This is a genomic window from Streptomyces zhaozhouensis, assembly GCF_900230195.1.
Taxonomy (GTDB): domain Bacteria; phylum Actinomycetota; class Actinomycetes; order Streptomycetales; family Streptomycetaceae; genus Streptomyces; species Streptomyces zhaozhouensis.
This window is the reverse complement of record NZ_OCNE01000023.1, coordinates 1-17,562: the sequence shown is the minus strand read 5'-3', so window position 1 is coordinate 17,562 and position 17,562 is coordinate 1. Positions and strand designations below refer to the sequence as shown.

The window sequence follows — 17,562 nt, the reverse complement described above, 5'->3', positions numbered from 1 at the left end:
CGGCCATGGAGAGCGACCGACTTCAGGCGGTCAACCGCATGATCCTCACCCAGCGGGTGCGGCTCGCGGTGAACCAGTACGAGATACACGAGGAGGCCCCGGGCGGCGGGCAGGGGGAGCTCATCGCCTTCGCCCAGCAGAAGCGGCTCACGCTGAGGGAACGTGTCACGTTCTGGAACGACACGGAACGTTCCAGCGTCTTCGGCGGCTTTGTCCACCGCGACGTGGTGGACCTCGGCGGGACCTACGACGTGACCGGCCCGGACGGGGAGACCGTCGTCGGCACGTTCAGCAAGGACTTCAAGAAGTCGCTGACGCGTTCCACCTGGCATCTTGACCAGCCGGGGCTGACCACCATGACCGGCTCGGAGCGGAACGCCAAGGTGGCGGCGGCGCGCCGGGTCGCGCGGTTCATCCCGGTCGTCGACGATCTGCCCATCTGGGCCTACCACTTCGACTTCCGCCTGGAGGGCGCGCTCGCCCTCTCCGTCAGCCGGAAGCGCACCCTGCGCGACCGCTATCTGGTGGAGATCCACGAGCCCCGCCTCGACCGCCGCCTGGTGGTCGCCCTGGCGGTCGCGCTCGACGCGATGCAGGGACGGTAGGGGAGGGCGGCGCGATGGACGGGACGACGGCCATCCGCGCGGCCGCGACGGTGCCGCTGGGCCGCACCGGCCTGGAGGTCAGCCGGCTCGGGCTCGGACTGGCCTCCGTCGGCGGGCTCTTCCGGGCCGTCGACGAGGGGCAGGCGCTGCGCACGGTGCGCCGCGCCCGCGCGTTGGGGGTGCGGCTCTTCGACACCGCGCCGGTCTACGGCTACGGCCTCTCCGAGACCCGCGCCGGCCTCGCCCTGCGCGACGAGCCTCGGGACGGCTATGTGCTCTGCACCAAGGTGGGCCGGCTCATCGAGCCAGGCGGCCCCGACACGCAGCCGATCTGGGCCGACCCGCCCCCCGGCCTCGGCGCGCGCCTGGACTACTCGTACGGGGCGGTGGTCCGCTCGTTGACGGAGAGCCTGGAGCGGTTGGGGCTGGAACGCGTCGACGTGCTCCATGTGCACGACCCGGAACAGGACTTCGCCGGCGCGGTCGGCGAGACCTACCGCGCGCTGGCCGACCTGCGTGCCGCGGACACCGTCCGGGCGGTGTCGATCGGCGTCAACCACGCGGACGTCGCCGTCCGTTACCTCCGCGAGGCGCCGGCGCCCGGCCCCGACTGCGTGATGCTGGCGGGGCGTTGGAACCTCGTCGACCAGTCCGGCCTCGACGAGCTGCTGCCGCTCTGCCAGGAGCGCGGCGTCGCCGTCCTCGCCGCCGGCGTCCTCCACTCCGGCCTCCTCGCCGACCCCGACGCGCACCCCGACGCCCCGGCGGCGGCGGCCGGCCGGGCGCGCGCCGTCCACGAGGTGTGCGCCCGCCACGGAGTCCCGCCGGTCGCCGCGGCGTTGCAGTTTCCCTTCGGCCACCCCGCCGTCACGGCCGTCGTCGTCGGCGCGCGGACCCCGGAGGAGATCACGCGGTCCGCCCGCCTCCTCGCCCACCCGCTGCCCGCCGCCGTCTGGGCCGACCTCCGCGCCGCCGGCGTACTGCCGGCGGGGTGGCGGGGCGTGGTCCGCCACTGACGCGGCGGGGGCCGGGCCGCGTGGACCATGCGGCCCGGCACCCGCCGCGCGCGGGCGTCACTCGGCGGGCGGCGTGACCGGCTCCCAGCCGTCCGTCTCGTCGACCTCCTCCTGGGTGAGTTGGGTGAGGTCGATCGAGCCGTCCTCGTTCTTCTCCACGCTGACGCCGGGGCCGAGGTCGACGTCGCCCTCGCCGGGCCGGGCCGGGCCGGACTCGGTGGGCTGCAGGTCGGTCTCGCTGGTGGACGGCGTGCCGCTCCGCTCCTCCGCCCCGCTGTCGGAGGCGTTGGCCGAGGTGACGGCGAGGGCGGTGAGGCCGAGGGCCGCGACGGAGGAGGCGATGATCCCCACGACTCGGAACGTGCGCATGAGTGCTCCCTGATGCGTTGGTCCGACGACTCGGACGTTGCGTGAACCCGGCTTCCCGCCGCGTTCGTCGTGCCTCCATCCCATCGCGGGGGCACGTTCGGCGCGGTTAACGGACGCACCCCCCTCGCGCGACTTCTCTTAACGCGCCGCAACATCCGCCCCCGGGCCGTCGTCTCCCGGGCCGTCACCCCTCCGTCCTGGCCGGGCGGACCATGTCCATCTCGCGGGGGCGCGTCGCCGAGACCCGGCGGGTGGTCGCCACGAACCCGTGCCGCTCGTACAGGCGTTGGCTGCCGGGCGTCGTCGCCTCCAGCTCCGCCTCCGCGCCGTGCCGGTCGACCGAGCGCAGCCCGTGCGCCAGCAACACCCCGCCCAGGCCGCGCCCCCGCGCCGACTCGCGCACGGCGATGCCCTCCAGATGCCAACGGCGCCCCGCCGCCCCACCCCGCGCCCCGCCGCGCCCGAGCCGCGCCCGGACCCGGCGCGCCCACGGCCGGGGCGTCCCGGGCGCCTCCCAGAGCGCGACGGCGACGACGCCGCCGTTCTCGACGACGGCCTCCACGCGGCCGTGGGCCAGGGAGCGCGCCATCGCCCGCGCGTAGTAGCGGCGGAGCTTGCGGCGGACGCCGTTCGCCCGCAGATACCAGTAGCGGCGCCTCCAGCTCGGGTCGTGGCGGAAGACGTCGACGAGCAGCTGCGTCGCGTCCGCGACCAGCGGGGCGTCACCCGCCGAGAGCACGCGGGGCAGTGGCCGGTTCATCTGTCTCCTCCGGGGCGCGGGACTGGCACGGCGCGATCCACACCGCGTGGACCGGCTGCGATGCTCGCCGACGCACCAGTCCGGCGCCCAACGGACACGCCCCGGCCCCGCCTGGGTATGTCTCAGGGGGAGGGGAGGTCCGGTGACCCGAGGAGGAGGGGCCGGACACCGCCGGCCGCGCGGCCGGCGAGCGAGCACACCGCTGCCGCGGGAGGGGAGCGCATCGTGAGCGTGGAACGTCTGCCGCTGTCGGGCGGTGGCGAGATCTTCTTCGAGACACCGCCGGAGCCCGGGGGGCCGGTGAAGGCGGGGCGGGTGGCCGACGCCGTCAGGGAGTTGCCGCTGACGTTGCAGGACGCCCTGGCGCCGGTCCGGGAACTCGCCCGCGCCGTCGTCGCCGAACTGAGGGAAGCCGGACCGGCCGAGGTGGAGGTGGAGTTCGGCGTGAACCTCTCGGCGCAGGCCGGAGTCGTCCTCAGCAAGGGCGAGGCGGCCACCCATCTGCGGGTGCGGGTGCTGTGGCAGCGCGCGGCGGAGGCGAGCGACCGGGACGAGGGGGCGTGACGATGGGGGACGCACTTCCCTTAGGGGCCGCGGGACCGGCGCGGGGCTCCGCCCTGCCCTCGGCGGTGGTCGAGATCCTGCGACCGGACGGCACGGTGGTCGGGGCCGGGTTCCACGTCGGTGCCGGCACCGTTCTGACCTGCGCGCACGTCGTGACCGCCGCGGGAAGCGGTCCCGGGCGACGGGTGGAGCTGCGGTTCGCCCGCGAGCCCGAGGGCAGCTCGGCGGCCGGTGTGGTGGACGACCGGGCCTGGCGCGAGCCGGAGGGTGCCGACATCGCGGCGGTGCGGTTGGCACACGTGCCGCCGTCTGCCGGGACGGTGATGCTCGGCTCGGCGGAGGGGACGCGCGGGCACCGGGTCTCGTCCTACGGCTTCCCGGCGCAGGCCCCGAGGCGGGGGCACTTCGGCTATGGGACGGCCGGGGACGTGCTGCGCCCGGGAACGGGGGAGAGCCTGCTCCAGTTGACGGGCGCCAACGACCTGACGGTCGGCTTCAGCGGCGGTCCCGTGGTGGACGAGGTGACCGGGCTGGTGATCGGCATGGTCACCGCGGTCACCGCCTCGGACGCGTTGCGCCGGGGGCAGGGCGTCGCCTACGCGACCCCGACCGAGGTGCTGCGCGCGGTGGTTCCCGGACTCGCCGAGGCTCGGGTGCTGCCCTATCCGGGGCTGCGGCCGTTCACCTCGGAGGACGCCGCCTGGTTCCACGGCCGCGGTGAGGCGATAGAAGACGTGCTGGCGGCGCTGCGGCACCATCGGCTGGTGCTGCTGCTCGGCCCCTCGGGTGCCGGCAAGTCCTCACTGGTCCAGGCCGGGGTGCTGCCGGCGCTCGCACGGGGGAGGCTGCCGGGAAGCGCCCGTTGGGCACCGGTGGTGGCCCGGCCGGGGCGGGACCTGGCGGCCGAGCTGGAGGCCGCCGGCCTGCCAGGCGCGGTGGACGAGGGCGTCGACGCCGCGTGGGAACGCCGTCTGGCCGCCGAGCCGGACCGCGACGGACTGGTCGTGGTCGTCGACCAGTTCGAGGAGCTCCTCACCCAGCCGTTCGGCGACGACGACCGCACCGGTTCGCGACTCGCCACCGTGCGGCGACTGATGACCGTGGTCGAGGGGAACGCGCCCGTCCGGGTGCTCCTGGTGATGCGCGACGACTTCTACCCGCGACTCGCCTCGCTCCTTCCCGACCTGCTGACGGCGGCCACCCCCGGGGTGGTCAACGTGCCCGCCGCCCTCCGGGTCTCCGAGGTGCACGGCATCATCCGCGCCCCCGCCGAGGCCGCGGGCGCCCGGTGGGAGGACGGGCTGGTCGAGCGGATCGTCGAGGACCTCGGCGCCGCCGACCCCGCGCGCCGCATACCGGTGACGCTGCTGCCGACGCTCCAGTTGGCGTTGCGGCAGTTGTGGGACCAGCGCGTCGACGGCCGTCTGACCCACCAGTCGTACCAACGCGTCGGCGAGGTCACCGGCAGCCTCGCCGGCTGGTGCGACGGCGCCATGGCCCGGCTGACCCCTCGGCAGCGGCCGATCGCCCGGCGCGTCCTCACGGCCCTGGTCCGCCCGGCCGTCGCGTCCCGCGCGGTCCCCGCCACCCGCCAGCAGCTTCCCCTCACCCGGCTCCGCGCCCTCAGCACCGACCCCCGGGTCCCGGACGCCGTGCACGACACGGAGTTCGACGAGACCGTGGCCGCCCTGGTCCGCGAGCGCGTCATCACGACCTCCCACGGGCCGCTGGGGGCGACGGCGGAGCTGGTGCACGAGGCGTTGATCCGGGACTGGGGGGACCTGCGCCGGTGGATCGACCAGGACCACAGCTTCCAGAGCTGGCTGCACCGCGTGACGGAACAGCAGGAACGGCAGGCCGAGAGCGGGCTGCCCGAGGACCTGCTGGGTGGCTCGGACCTCACCCAGGGGTTGCGGTGGGCCGAGGAACGCCCGCTGCCCGGTGACGTCCTGGCGTTTCTCGCGGCGAGCCGAGCCCGACTCCAAGGCGCCGCGCGCCGCAGGCGACGCCTCTACTCCCTGCTGGCCGGTGTCCTCGCCCTCGCTCTGATCGCCGCCGGCGTGGCCTACTGGCAGGGGAGGAGCGCCAGAAGCGCCGAGGACGACGCCGACACCGCACAGCGACTGGCACGGTCACGGCAGCTCGCCGAGGTGTCCGGCGCCCTCCTCGACACCGACCCGGACCTGGCGTCGCTGCTGGCGGTCCAGTCGTACCGCACCAGCCCCACGGAGGAGGCGCGTTCCAGCCTGTACCGCGCCGCTGACCTGGGCCTGCTGCGTCATCTTCCGACCGGGGACGGGCCGTTGACCTCGGTGGCGTTCAGCGCGGACGGGGCGGTGCTCGCCACCGCGGGGGAAAGCGTCGCGCGGCTGCGGGACGCGGCCACCGGAGAGGTGGCCCGCGCCTTCGAGGGCCAGGACGGGCCGTTGAGTTCCGTGGCGCTCAGCCCGGACGGGGCGACGCTCGCCAGCGCCGGCGTGGACTCCGTGTGGCTGTGGGACACGGCCACCGGAGAGGCCCGCCACACCCTGGCCGTCGACGAGCGCGAGCGCGGCTATCAGGTGGCGTTCAGCCCGGACGGGGGGACGCTCGCCACCGCCGGGGACGGGACGGTGCGGTTGTGGGACGTGGCCACGGGGCGGAACCGGGAGACCCTCGCCGGGCCCGAGGGGCAGGCGGCCTCGGCGGCGTTCGCTCCGGACGGCGGCACGCTCGCCACCGCGAACTGGGCGGACGGCGATGTGCGGTTGGTGGACATGGAGACCGGCGAGGCGCGCGCGTTCACCGCGGAGGAGGGGCCGTTGACCTCGGTGGTGTTCCACCCGAACGGTTCCTCCCTCGCCACCACGGGCGTGGACGGCGTGCGGCTCTGGGACACGGCCACCGGGGAGACCCGGGTCCTCTACCGGGGCCAGGCGAACGGGGCGGCGTTCAGTCCGCTCGGCACCACGCTCGCCACCGCGGGCGACGACGGGGTCGTCAGGACATGGGACGTGGCCACCGGGGAGGAACGCCGGAATCTCCACGGCCACGACGGCCCGGTCTCGGCGGTCGCGTTCAGTCCGAACGGCCACGCCCTGGCCACGGTGGGGCGGGACGGGGCCGTGCGGCTGTGGCGGGCGCCCGGCGCGGAGACAGCGCGCTCCCTTTCCGTACAGGAACCGAGCTTCGGCTATGTGTGGGCCTTCGGTCCTGACGGCACCTCGCTCGCCAGCGCGGACCCGTCCGGCGGCGGACCCGTGCGCCTGTGGGACCTCGTGACGGGCGAGGGCCGGGAGCTGCCCGGGGTCGCCCCCCGGTCCCTGGCGTTCGGACCGGACGGCGGCACCCTCGCGACCGCCCAGGACGACGGCACGGTGCGCCTGCGCGACGCGGCCACGGGCGAGGAACGGCGCAGGCTTCCGTTGTACGCCTACGAGGAGGCGGACCCCTTCCAGGTGACGGATGTGGAGTTCAGCCCCGACGGGGGACTGCTCGCCACCGCCAGCGGGCTGATCAACAACGGCACGCCCCTCCCCGGGGACTCGTGGACCGTGGTGCTCTGGGACGTGGCCACGGGTGAGGAGCGGCACACGCTGACCGTCGAGGAGAGCTATGTCCGCGCCGTCGGGTTCAGTCCGGACGGCGCCACCCTCGCTACCGCCGACCACCAGGGCGCCGTGCGGCTGTGGGACGTGGGGTCCGGAGCGGAGCGCGGGGCGCTGGCCCGCCAGAACGGCTATGTCATGGCGGTGGCGTTCAGCCCGGACGGCGGCACGCTCGCCACCGCCGGCTCGGACGGGGTGCGGGTGTGGGACGCGGACACGGGTGACGAACGACGGAGGCTTCCCGGGCACGGCGAGGGGGTCGCCTCCGTGGCGTTCAGTCCGGACGGCGCCACGCTTGTCACCGCCGGCGGCGACGACGTGGTCCGCCTGTGGGACGTGGCGTCGGGTCAGGAGCGCCTCTCCCTCACGGGCCACGCGGGGCCGGTCCTCGAAGCGGCCTTCAGCGCGGACGGCACCGCCGTCGCCACCGCCGGCATGGACGGCACGGCACGGCTCTGGAACGTGGCGCTCCCCGATGCCGACGAGGCGGTGGAACAGATCTGCCGGGCCCTCGACCGGGATCTCACCCCGGGGGAGCGCGCCCGGTACCTGTCCGGACCGCCGGCCGATCCGGTGTGCGCCCGGTAGGCGGGGACGGCCGCACGAGGAGCCGCCCGCCCGTCCCCCTCCCGAGCCGCGCCCTCAGACGAGGCGGTTCTCGTATGCCGCGATGACCGGTTGCGCCCGGTCCCGGCCCCGGGGCATGTCGGCGTTGCTGACGGACTCGCGGGCGGCTACGTCGCGTTCCCTGCTCCGCCCCGCGCCGAGAGCGCCCTCATGGCGCGCAGGAGGCCCGTCCGGCCCTGTTGGGGAACGGTCCACAGGTCGTGTCCGCGCACCGCCCACTGGGCCAGCAGGGCGTTGGCCGCCTGGAAGCCGCTGGTGGCCGCCCGTTCCATGAGGGCCACCGGCAAGTCGACCCGCACCAGGTCGCCCGCCAGGACGAGGCGGGGGTCCGGCGTCGTGACGGTCGGACGTTCGTCGAATGTGCCGGAGGGGAAGAGCGGACAGTCGGCGTGCAGCTCGTGCCGCTCGTCGATCGCCGTGGCGCTCGCTGCCTCAGGGTAGATACGACGCATCTCCCGTGCCAGTCGCGCCTGGATCCGCTCCGGTTCCGTACCTGGTGGGAGGGCGTAGGCGTGCAGTTCCACCACGCTTCCGTCATGGCGTCGCGCCCATGTCGTCGCCTCGTCCTCGAAGCGGTCGAGGACGCTGATGTTGTCCAGTGGTCCGAATCCGCCGGTGCCCAGGAAGGCGGGCCTGTCCGCGTTGAGCGGTCGGTCGAGCCAGAGACGCGAGACCAGGAAGGGCGGCGCGGTGCGGAGGCTGGCGATGCGCCCGCGCCACTCCTGGTCGCCCAGGGTCGGTGAGGCGTCGACGATCCGCTGCAGCCCCCTGGTGTCCGCGGCGAGAACGACGGCGTCGGCGGCGTGTTCGGCGGCTCTCGCGTCGCCGCCGGTCACGACGGTGAACCGTCGACGGCGCCCGGGCACGACGGCGGCCACGGTGGCTCCGGTGTGGACGGTGGCTCCGAACCGGTGCAGGTGATCGCTCAGCGGGTTCCAGACAGCGGTCGGGAAAGTGTGCCGGGGGACGTCGAAAAGGAGCCCTTCGCTGGAGCCGAGAAAATAGATGTGGAACATGACGGCCAGTTCGGCGGCCGACAGCTCGGCGGGGTCCGCGAAAAAGCTGCGGGAGAAGACTTCGAAGGCCAAGTGGTGCGCGCTCGGCGGGAAACGGACCTGTTCGAGGAATCTCCGAGCGTCGAGGTGGTCGAGCCTGCGATAGACACGAGGAACGTCGACGTCGAAAAGCTCCAGCGCGGCCCGCCGGTCGATCGTCCGCAGGTCCGCGGCGCGGAAGGTGGGGCTGCGCATCATGAAGGCCGCCGCGTTCCACGGCGGGGCCTTCGGCAGACCGGCGAAGGTGTCCATGTGCCCGGATGTGTGCAGCAGCGGGTAGTCCGGCACGGGCGTCAACATGCCGAGGCCGGGGTCGATGCGACGCAGAAGCGAGCGAAGATTGTAGTACTGGCGGAAGAAGGCGTGGAAACCGCGCGACATGGTCGCGTCGGTGCCGTCGCGGAGTCGGGTGGGCCAGCCCGCGAGACGTCCGCCGAGGTGCGGTCGCTGTTCGAACAGGTCGACCGCCACGCCTCGTTCCGCCAGTGCCACGGCGGCCGTGACCCCCGCGATGCCCCCGCCGACGACCGCGACGCGGGGCGGCCGCCCGGTGTGGAAGCCGGGCGAGGGAGCCGCGGGGGCGTTGACGCGCACCGCCCGCCGGTCGCGTCCTGGCTTGTCTGTCGGGCTGGGCCCGCTGCGCGGTGTGGGGGTCATGGTGGGGCCGCTTTCGGTGCTGTCGCCAGCGAGATGATGCCGGGGGATGGCCACTCAGTCTCGGGTCGCCAGGGGGGAGCCGGCGATGGCCGCGCCGTTCGTTGGGCCGAACCGGTGAGGCCGTTGACCCCCGCCGGTGAAGGAGCGGGCCGTTCCTCGGGCGGCGGGGACACGCGGTACGCGCGGGGCGAAGGTCGGGGCCGAGATCAGTCGAAGGCTCGTCGGGGCAGGAGGGGCAGTTCCCACGCTGAACGGAGCATCGGCCCCGCGGGCAGCCCCCTCACCATGCGAAGGTCCTCGGCGAGTCGCGTGTGCCCGTCGAGGAAACGCAACAGCTGCGCCATGGGCGTGTGCGAGAACAACTGGGCGAACAGCGTCGGCCCGGCGACCCTGCCACTGTCCAGGGCGCGCAACAGCACCGCGTCCATGGCGCGCGACCGTCGGGAGTGTGCGGGGGGCGGCACCGGGCGGCGCCCATGCCGCAGGGCGGCGGCGACCGCCCGGGTCTGTCGCTGCAGTCCGGCGAAGGTGTACCCGGTGGAGGGCCGGGTGGCGCCCCCCGCGGCTCCGATGCGGAACACCGAGGAACCGACCTGCCGAGGCATCGGAGCGTCCGTCATGGGGATGACGCCGGTCTCGGTGGCGAGTACCCGCATCTCACCCAGTCGGAGAACATCCTCGGCGTAGCCCCGTACCGCGGCGGTGTACCCGGACGCCGTCAACGGGCGCGCGGAGAACTCGGTGTACTCGACGAGAGCCTCGCGGGGGGAGACGGGCAACAGGTAGCCGAAGGACAGGCCGTGTCCGGGCTGCGGGGTACGGAAGTCCATGAGGTGGACGGTGTCGGGGTCGAAGACCGGGTGTGCCGTTCGGACGAACCAGCCGTGGAAGTGCTGGAGCAGTCTGGTGCGGGCCCTCGGCGGGCTCAGCGGCGGACGGGAGTCGAAGACCCAGCGGGCGCTCATCACCTCGGGGCGCCCCGCCGGGTCCCGGAGGTGCAGGCGGGCTCCGCCGTGAGCGCTCCCCTCCGCCTCGACCCTCTCCACGGTCGCTTCCACCCGGCGCACGTTGGGGCTGTCCGCCAGAGTGCGGTCGACCAGCCTCTCGAAGTCCTCGGAACGGATCATCTTGTAGCGCAGTGGCTCGATGTCGGCTTCGACGGGGGCGCCGTGGCGCGGTCGCACGCGCAGGTGCCGCCAGGCCGCGGTGGTGGCCTCGTCGAACCTGCCGGGGCCGGCCTCCCAGAAGCACCAGGTGCGCGGCGGGGGCCGCAGAGGTCCGGGTGGCGCGTTGACCAGGACGACGGAGGGTGTGCGCAGTCCCGGCACATGGCCGGTCAGGCGGTGCGCGAGGGACAGTCCGGCCGCGCCGGCTCCCACCACGGCTACGTCCGCCTCCAGCACGGCAGTCCCTTCGTCCCGGCGCCTCACGAGGAGATGGCGGCTTCCACCTATACGCCCGTGCCCGCGTGCGGGTCCGCCGCGCCCGTCGATGTCGCGGGCTCGTTCACCCGCACGCGTGCCCGGGCGCGGAGCTTTCGGGTGAACGGGGGCCGGCAGCGGCGAAGCGGAGCGGTGCGGGCCCCGTCGTGCGACAGCCTGCCGTGTGCGTGCGGTCCGCCCGCCTTCGAGTCCGTCCCACGCGCCGCGTGTGGTCGCGTACGGAGTGATCCGCCCTCACGACGAGAGGAATCGGGATGCGCCCTCCCGAGGCGAAGGTCCCCCAGGTGGTTGCGCGTTCACCTGCCGCGCGGCTTCCCCCGTCCTCGGCCTCACCGGCCCGCACGCGGCCGGAGGGAGCCGCTCCGACGGTTCGGCACGACGAGGCGGCCAGCGCGCTTCCCGCCGGGTTCGGCGAAGTCAGCGCCGTCGACGCGGACCCCGCCGAGGCTGTCGGTCGGGTACTCGCCCACGTGCTGTCCGACCGACTGCGGACCGCTGGGGCGCTGGACGGCCTGTTCGCCGCGGATCTCGCGGCGCGGGTCGACCACTTCACCCGGACAGGGGGCAAGCGCACCCGTGCGCAGTTGCTGTGGTGGTCGCTGCGCGCGTGTGGTGGAGGAAGCGAGAACATCGTCTCCGGTCTCCGCCTGGGCGCGGCGATCGAGCTACTGCAGACCTGTGCCCTCGTACATGACGACGTGATGGACGGGTCGCGCCTGCGGCGTGGCGGTCGCGCGCTCCACGCCGACGTGGAGGCGCAGTACGCCGCCTGCGCGCCCGCGCACCAGGTGACACGTTTCTCGGCCGCCGCGGGCATCCTGGCCGGCGATCTGGCGCTGGTGTGGGCGGACGACCTGGTGGCCGAGACCGCGCTCCCCGAGCCGTCGGCCCGTGCCGTGCGCCGTGTGTGGAGCGACATGCGCACGCAGATGGTCGCCGGCCAGTACCTGGACGTGCACGGGCAGGTCACGGCGGTCCACTCGCCCGCACGCGCGCTGCGTGCCGCCTGCCTGAAGAGCGCCCTGTACTCCGTGGAGCGTCCGCTCACGCTCGGCGCCGTCCTGGCGGGCGCCGACAACGCCACGAGGCGCGCGCTCTACGCCGCGGGTCGGTGCGTCGGCGTCGCGTTCCAGCTCCGTGACGACCTGACCGACGTGTTCGGCGAGGCCGGGACGCCGGGCGAGGACTGCGGTGGTGACGTGCGTGAGGGGAAGACGACCTATCTGCTCGCTCTCGCGCGCGCCAGGGCCGAGGCCGCCGGGGACGGCGAGGCGCTGGCTGTGCTCGACGCCTCCCTCGGCGACGCCGCCTTGACCGGCCCCGGTCTCGACGAGGTGCGGCACGTGGTCGAGAGGACCGGCGCCCGGGGCGCCGTCGAGAAGAAGATCGGCCGCCTGCTCGACCTCGGACTGCGGCACTACGACGGCGCCGTTCTCGACCCCGTCGGTGGTGCTCCGCTGCGCCGCCTGCTGAGGCGGGCGGCTTCGGGGGCCTCGTCCAGCGACCCCGATCCGCGTCCGGCACCACGCGGAGCCGGCGCCCCTGCCGCGACGTCGAGGGAGGCTCGCCGATGACGCGTGGACTGCGCGGCCCGACCGACCACGTGGTGGTCGTGGGGGCGGGCCTCGCCGGGCTCTCCGCTGCCCTGCGCCTGCTGGGGGCGGGGCGCCGCGTCACCGTGGTCGAACGGGACCCGCTGCCCGGAGGCCGGGCCGGGCGCCTCGATGCCGGGGGGTACCAGGTCGACACCGGGCCCACGGTGCTGACCATGCCCGAACTCGCCGACGAGGCTTTCGCCTCGGTGGGGGACAGCCTGCGGGAACGCGTGGAGCTGATCCCCCTGCGCCCGGCCTACCGGGCCTGCTTCGCGGACGGCAGCGCGCTGGACGTCCACACCGAGGAGGAGGCGATGGCCGCCGAGGTGGAGCGCTTCGCCGGCCCTGGTCAGGCAGCGGGCTACCGGCGCCTGCGGGCCTGGTTGGCGAAGCTCTACCGGGTTCAGATGCGTAGCTTCATCGATGCCAACTTCGACTCGCCGTGGAACCTGCTGGGCTCGGACCTCGCCCGCCTGGCGGCGCTGGGCGGGTTCGGCCGGCTGGACGCGCGGATCGGCCGCTTCCTCTCCGACGAGCGGCTGCGCCGCGTCTTCTCCTTCCAGGCGCTGTACGCCGGAGTCCCACCGCGCAGAGCGCTGGCGGCGTACGCCGTCATCGCCTACATGGACACGGTCGCCGGCGTGTACTTCCCGCGCGGCGGCGTGCACGCCCTGCCGCGGGCGATGGCGGACGCGGCCGGCGACGCGGGCGCCGACCTGCGGTTCGGGCAGGAGGTCAACCGCCTCGAACGGGCAGGTGAGCGCGTCACGGCCGTCATCACGGACCAGGGCCGGATCCCGTGTGACGCGGTGGTCCTGACCCCCGACCTGCCGGTCACGTATCAGCTCCTCGGGCGCCGGCCCCGGCGACCCTCGCCGTTGCGTCATTCCCCGTCCGCGGTGGTGCTGCACGCCGGAACGGATCGCACCTGGCCGCAACTCGGGCACCACACCCTCTTTTTCGGGTCGGCGTGGCGGTCCACCTTCGACGAACTCACCCGAACCGGCGAGCTGATGCGCGACCCCTCGCTGCTGATCACCCGCCCGACCGCCACGGATCCGGCGCTCGCTCCCCCGGGCCGCCACCTGCACTACATCCTCGCGCCGTGCCCGAACACCGAGGTCGGGCCGGACGCCGCCGCCTGGTCCGAACTGGGCCCGCGTTACCGCGCCACGCTCCTGCGGGAGTTGGAGAGCCGCGGACTGACCGGCATCGCGCAGAGCATCGAGACGGAGTGCCTGGTCACCCCGGCCGACTGGCAGGCGCGGGGACACGCCGCCGGCACGCCGTTCTCCGCGGCGCACACCCTCACCCAGACCGGACCCTTCCGCCCCCGCAACCTGGTCGACGGCATCGAGAACGCGGTCCTCGCGGGCTGCGGAACCACACCCGGCGTCGGCGTTCCCACCGTCCTGATCTCGGGCAAACTCGCGGCGGCCCGGATCACCGGTCCGACGGACCGGGCACGGCCGCCGCGCGTGCCTCGTGGACACCTCAGCGGAAAGCCCCTGGTATGACCCACCGCGAACTCGACACGGCCGGAATCACCGACCCCGAGGTGCGCGAGGCGTACCGTCGCTGCCGGGCCCTCAACGCGCGCCACGGCAAGACGTACTTCCTCGCCACGCGCCTGCTGCCCACGGACCGCAGACCCGCCGTGCACGCGCTGTACGGCTTCGCCCGGTGGGCCGACGACATCGTCGACTCCCTGGACCCGGCGGTGGACGCCCGCGCGCGCGGCGCGGCGCTCGCGGAACTCCGACGCCACCTGAGCGCGGGGCTGGCAGAGGGGCGCAGCCGGGAACCGGTCGTGACGGCCGTCGCCGACACGGCGCGCCGCTATTCCCTCGACCACGGACTGTTCCGTGACTTCATGGCGGCCATGGCTTCCGACCTGGACGTGACCGACTACCCCACCTACGCGGCTCTCCTCGGTTACATGCACGGGTCCGCCGCGGTCATCGGCCTCCAGACGCTCCCGGTCCTCGGCACGGTGGTGCCACGAGAGGAGGCAGCCCCCTATGCCGCCGCCCTCGGTATCGCCTTCCAGCTGAGCAACTTCCTCAGAGACGTCGGTGAGGACCTCGACCGGGGCCGCGTGTACCTGCCCGCCGACCTGCTCGCCGTCCACGGCGTCGATCGGGAACTGCTCCGGTGGAGCAGGGCCAGCGGCCGTCAGGACTCGCGTATCACGTCGGCTCTGCGGGAGTTCGCCGCCCTGACCCGAGGGGTGTACCGGGAGGCGGCGCCGGGGCTCCCGATGCTTGAGGCGGTGTCGCGGCCCTGCGTCCACGCCGCGTTCGTCCTGTACGGCGGCATCTTGGACGCGGTCGCGCGGGACGGCTACGCCGTGCTGCACCGCCGCGCCGTCGTGCCGCGGCGGCGCCGCGCCGCCGTAGCGGCCGACGGGCTCGCGCGGGCGGTGGCCGCACGCGCGAGTGCTCTGGCCGGCGGCGGCACGGCGTCTCGCGTCAGGCCCCGGCCGGAGCGACGGGGAAGCCACGCCGCGCGATCTGCCGGGAGATAGCGTGACCTCCGCCCCCGCGGCCCCGCGCCGTCGATTCCCGCTGTCCGTACGGCGGCACGCTCCCGCATGGGAGCGGCAGCGCCCCACCTGGCGGGCAGCGCGACCCGCACTGATCGCCGAGGCGTTGAAGCGGGCTCAGGCCCGCCCCTCGGGCAACTGGTACGTCGTCGGCCCCTCCGGCGACCTCGGGGCCGGTCGACCCCTCGGGCGCACCGTGGCGGGACGGGAGGTGGTCGTCTGGCGTGCTCCGGACGGTCGCCTGGTGGGTGGCCCAGGCGTCTGCCCGCATCTGGGCGCGCCGCTGCGGGACAGTCCCGTCCGGTGCGGCACCCTGGTCTGCCATTGGCACGGCCTGGCTCTGAACGGCTCCCCGTTCGCCGGCTGGGAGCCGCTGCCCGTGCACGACGACGGCGTTCTGACCTGGGTGCGCCTGGACGAGGTGGGTGGGGAGGACCCGTCGCGGGCTCCGTATCTCCCGCGCCGCCCGGGGGGCGCTCACACACTGGCGGCCGTCTACTCGGCTACGGGAGTGTGCGAGCCGGAAGACGTGCTCGCGAACCGGCTGGACCCGTGGCACGGCGCCTGGTTCCACCCCTACTCCTTCGTCGACCTGACGGTGGCGGACACGGCGAAGGGCTCGGAAGAGGCCGATGAGGACCGTCTCGTCGTCGACGTGTCCTTCAAGGTGGTCGGCCGGCTGGTCGTACCGGTGCGGGCGGTCTTCACCGTCCCGGAACCGCGCACGGTCGTCATGCACATCACCGAAGGTGAAGGAAAGGGGTCCGTCGTCGAAACGCATACCACCCCCCTGGGCCCCGACGAGCTCGGACGCCCGCGCACCGCGGTCGTCGAAGCCGTCGTCGCCGCGTCCGATCGTCTCGGGTTCGTCGCCGCGTGCAAGGTCGCGCCACTGCTGCGACCGCTCATCCGCTCGGCCGCGGGGCGGCTGTGGCGTGATGACCTGGCCTACGCCGAGCGGCGGTGGCGGCTTCGCGCTTCCGGCCGCTTCCCCGGCTGACAGCGGGCCCAAGTGCGGTGCGGGGGGCGGTGGTTGACGGGCACTTCCCCGCCACCCGGCGCTGGTGAAGATTCTGCGTGGTCACACGGACCGCGAGCGGTTCCGAGTTCGGGGGCGCTCGTGCTCCAGGGGGAGCGGGGGACCGACGGGCGGGCTCGGTGACCCGACGCGTCGGGAGCCGGGAACGCGAGGAGCCCCGCGCTCCCCGTCCTCCTCGGCACCTACGCGCGCTGTCTTCATGGACGGAAGGGGGATCCGCGGCGACGGGGCGAGATCGCCCGGGACCCGCCCCGGCCCCGCCGACGGAAAACGTGGACACGTATGTGACACAGACACCCGGGGAGGGCCGGGGCGGACCGCCGCGAACCGGACATCGGTCCCCTCCGCCGACCCCGCCCACCGGTTCGCCCGGCGGCCGGTGGCGCGCCCGCTGACCTGTGCGTATGTCAGATGTGAAGGAAGTGCCCCCGGCAGGACTCGAACCTGCGGCCAAGTGCTTAGAAGGCACCCGAGCTATGAGGGTGATCAGGCTCCTGACCTGCGTCTTTAGAGTCGATTACGGCGGCTACCGCCAGCTTGGACACGTATTTGACACAGCGCTCTGGTGACGACCTCCTCGGCCGAGGCATTCCTCTTCGCTCGCCCCGCGATGAGGGGCCGATCGGGACTGTGGAGGAGGCGCTGAACCTGGTGTGGAGAGACGGGCCGACTGGCTGGCTCGCCGCCGCGACCCGGGCAGGCCCATCGCGGGCCTCCGCGGTCCGTCCGTCCGTTCCTGCGCGATCGGCGCCGCCATCCGGGCTGGCAGAAGGGCGCGAGCGTCCGAAGCGGATATCGCGGCGGGGCGCCCACTCAGCCTCTACTGATCTTTTCGTAAGTTCGGTGGGTGTGGTGGGTGGATTGTCAGGCCGGTATGGGCGAGGAATGACCATGGCAGTCGGGGGTTGGCGTTGATGCGGTGGACGCCGTGCTCGGTGGCATTGGCGACCTCGGCGAGGTGGTCGCCGGCGAGGTTGGCGGACAGCAGGCGTCGCCGAACGGTGGTGCGGCGCACGTCGGTTGCGGTAGCAGAGGAGTACAGCAACCCGCGCGACCGCAGCCAGCCGCCATCGCCCCCCAGTGGCTGGCTGACCAGCCCGGCAGACCCCAGCAACCTCCACGCCCGTAGTTCGCAACGAGGTGGCACTTCGCCGCACCAGATGCGCACCAGATCGGGCAGGGAACAGCGGTCAACGGCCCGATATCTCCGGCAGTTCACGAAGCCGCCAGCCTGGATGTATCAGCAGCTCAGGCGACAGGTGACGCCCCGACAACCGCTGATCCACAAACTCAGAGCGCGCTTCGATTCTCGTCGCCCGCTCTCATGGTGAAGGCCCAGGTCATTGACATGGGCCTGGTCCTTTGTGCCCCCGGGTGCCCGACCACCTCGGTCCGTCGATCACCCATTGCTCGCGTCGCCTTCTCTGAGTAGTGTTTCGTCCGCTTTGGGGAAAGCGACCTCGGGGGGATCGTGGCGCGGCCGTCTGATTGGTCACCGGTGGACATGGATCGGGACCCGACGCCGGGTGATCCGGACGAGGTCCGGAGCTGGCCGATGAGTTGGAGGAGTTCGCCGACGATGTCGGCGAGGCGCTCGGCAAGATCAGGGGCATGGCGGGCGAGCGGGCCATGTTGGAGTGGGCGGGGCTGTCGGCGGACGCGTTCCGGCGTGAGTTCGACGGTGTGCCGGACAACCTGACC

Annotated in this window: 12 protein-coding genes and 1 tRNA gene; 8 read left to right on the top strand and 5 right to left on the bottom strand. The window is 73.8% G+C overall.

Annotated elements, in window-relative coordinates:
• Positions 1 to 5 precede the first annotated feature (5 nt).
• Positions 6 to 605 carry an LURP-one-related family protein gene (locus CRP51_RS24480; RefSeq protein ID WP_097233506.1) on the top strand — a complete coding sequence of 200 codons (600 nt, stop codon included), beginning with the start codon at positions 6 to 8 and terminating at the stop codon, positions 603 to 605.
• A 14-nt stretch (positions 606 to 619) separates the two neighbouring features.
• Positions 620 to 1,621, top strand: a complete 1,002-nt coding sequence (locus CRP51_RS24475; protein WP_097233505.1) for an aldo/keto reductase — start codon at positions 620 to 622, stop codon at positions 1,619 to 1,621.
• 57 nt (positions 1,622 to 1,678) lie between these two features.
• Here the strand turns inward: CRP51_RS24475 and CRP51_RS24470 are convergent, their stop codons facing one another.
• Both CRP51_RS24470 and CRP51_RS24465 read right to left on the bottom strand, forming a co-directional pair.
• Complete coding sequence (locus tag CRP51_RS24470) at positions 1,679 to 1,990, bottom strand: hypothetical protein (protein WP_097233504.1); 312 nt, start codon at positions 1,988 to 1,990, stop codon at positions 1,679 to 1,681.
• Between the two features lie 184 nt (positions 1,991 to 2,174).
• Positions 2,175 to 2,750: a GNAT family N-acetyltransferase gene (locus CRP51_RS24465; protein WP_097233503.1), complete on the bottom strand. Its 576-nt coding sequence runs from the start codon at positions 2,748 to 2,750 to the stop codon at positions 2,175 to 2,177.
• Between the two features lie 225 nt (positions 2,751 to 2,975).
• On the opposite strand from CRP51_RS24465, the gene CRP51_RS24460 reads away from it, so the two are divergent.
• Both CRP51_RS24460 and CRP51_RS30045 read left to right on the top strand, forming a co-directional pair.
• Positions 2,976 to 3,314: a CU044_2847 family protein gene (locus CRP51_RS24460; RefSeq protein ID WP_245880781.1), complete on the top strand. Its 339-nt coding sequence runs from the start codon at positions 2,976 to 2,978 to the stop codon at positions 3,312 to 3,314.
• A gap of 2 nt (positions 3,315 to 3,316) precedes the next feature.
• Positions 3,317 to 7,489, top strand: a complete 4,173-nt coding sequence (locus tag CRP51_RS30045) for an nSTAND1 domain-containing NTPase (RefSeq protein ID WP_097233502.1) — start codon at positions 3,317 to 3,319, stop codon at positions 7,487 to 7,489.
• A 146-nt stretch (positions 7,490 to 7,635) separates the two neighbouring features.
• Here the strand turns inward: CRP51_RS30045 and CRP51_RS24450 are convergent, their stop codons facing one another.
• Together CRP51_RS24450 and CRP51_RS24445 are read right to left on the bottom strand one after the other, a co-directional pair.
• Positions 7,636 to 9,240: an FAD-dependent oxidoreductase gene (locus CRP51_RS24450; RefSeq protein ID WP_097233501.1), complete on the bottom strand. Its 1,605-nt coding sequence runs from the start codon at positions 9,238 to 9,240 to the stop codon at positions 7,636 to 7,638.
• A 206-nt stretch (positions 9,241 to 9,446) separates the two neighbouring features.
• Positions 9,447 to 10,643, bottom strand: a complete 1,197-nt coding sequence (locus CRP51_RS24445) for a lycopene cyclase family protein (protein WP_097233500.1) — start codon at positions 10,641 to 10,643, stop codon at positions 9,447 to 9,449.
• Positions 10,644 to 10,936: 293 nt separating this feature from the next.
• Here CRP51_RS24445 and CRP51_RS24440 point away from each other — a divergent pair, with 293 nt between their 5' ends.
• From CRP51_RS24440 to CRP51_RS24425, 4 genes are read left to right on the top strand one after another with little or no spacing between them, the layout of a single operon-like run.
• Positions 10,937 to 12,256 carry a polyprenyl synthetase family protein gene (locus tag CRP51_RS24440; protein ID WP_097233499.1) on the top strand — a complete coding sequence of 440 codons (1,320 nt, stop codon included), beginning with the start codon at positions 10,937 to 10,939 and terminating at the stop codon, positions 12,254 to 12,256.
• Entirely contained in the window at positions 12,253 to 13,794 is a 1,542-nt protein-coding gene (gene crtI, locus CRP51_RS24435; RefSeq protein ID WP_097233498.1) for a phytoene desaturase family protein, read from the top strand. The genes CRP51_RS24440 and crtI overlap by 4 nt, the downstream gene beginning before the upstream one ends.
• Positions 13,791 to 14,804 (top strand): phytoene/squalene synthase family protein, encoded by a 1,014-nt coding sequence (locus tag CRP51_RS24430; protein ID WP_097233497.1) that lies wholly within the window; start codon positions 13,791 to 13,793, stop codon positions 14,802 to 14,804. Before crtI ends, CRP51_RS24430 begins: the two co-directional genes overlap by 4 nt.
• 1 nt (position 14,805) lies before the next feature.
• Positions 14,806 to 15,822 carry a Rieske (2Fe-2S) protein gene (locus CRP51_RS24425; RefSeq protein ID WP_097233496.1) on the top strand — a complete coding sequence of 339 codons (1,017 nt, stop codon included), beginning with the start codon at positions 14,806 to 14,808 and terminating at the stop codon, positions 15,820 to 15,822.
• A 462-nt stretch (positions 15,823 to 16,284) separates the two neighbouring features.
• Here the strand turns inward: CRP51_RS24425 and CRP51_RS28985 are convergent.
• Positions 16,285 to 16,353, bottom strand: a tRNA-Arg gene (locus tag CRP51_RS28985).
• Positions 16,354 to 17,562 lie beyond the last annotated feature (1,209 nt).

Bases quoted from the DNA above. Each gene is read 5' to 3' on its own strand.
- CRP51_RS24480 (WP_097233506.1), top strand. From the start codon at position 6: ATGGAGAGCGACCGACTTCAGGCGGTCAACCGCATGATCCTCACCCAG.
- CRP51_RS24475 (WP_097233505.1), top strand. From the start codon at position 620: ATGGACGGGACGACGGCCATCCGCGCGGCCGCGACGGTGCCGCTGGGC.
- CRP51_RS24470 (WP_097233504.1), bottom strand. From the start codon at position 1,990: ATGCGCACGTTCCGAGTCGTGGGGATCATCGCCTCCTCCGTCGCGGCC.
- CRP51_RS24465 (WP_097233503.1), bottom strand. From the start codon at position 2,750: ATGAACCGGCCACTGCCCCGCGTGCTCTCGGCGGGTGACGCCCCGCTG.
- CRP51_RS30045 (WP_097233502.1), top strand. From the start codon at position 3,317: ATGGGGGACGCACTTCCCTTAGGGGCCGCGGGACCGGCGCGGGGCTCC.
- CRP51_RS24450 (WP_097233501.1), bottom strand. From the start codon at position 9,240: ATGACCCCCACACCGCGCAGCGGGCCCAGCCCGACAGACAAGCCAGGA.
- CRP51_RS24440 (WP_097233499.1), top strand. From the start codon at position 10,937: ATGCGCCCTCCCGAGGCGAAGGTCCCCCAGGTGGTTGCGCGTTCACCT.
- crtI (WP_097233498.1), top strand. From the start codon at position 12,253: ATGACGCGTGGACTGCGCGGCCCGACCGACCACGTGGTGGTCGTGGGG.
- CRP51_RS24430 (WP_097233497.1), top strand. From the start codon at position 13,791: ATGACCCACCGCGAACTCGACACGGCCGGAATCACCGACCCCGAGGTG.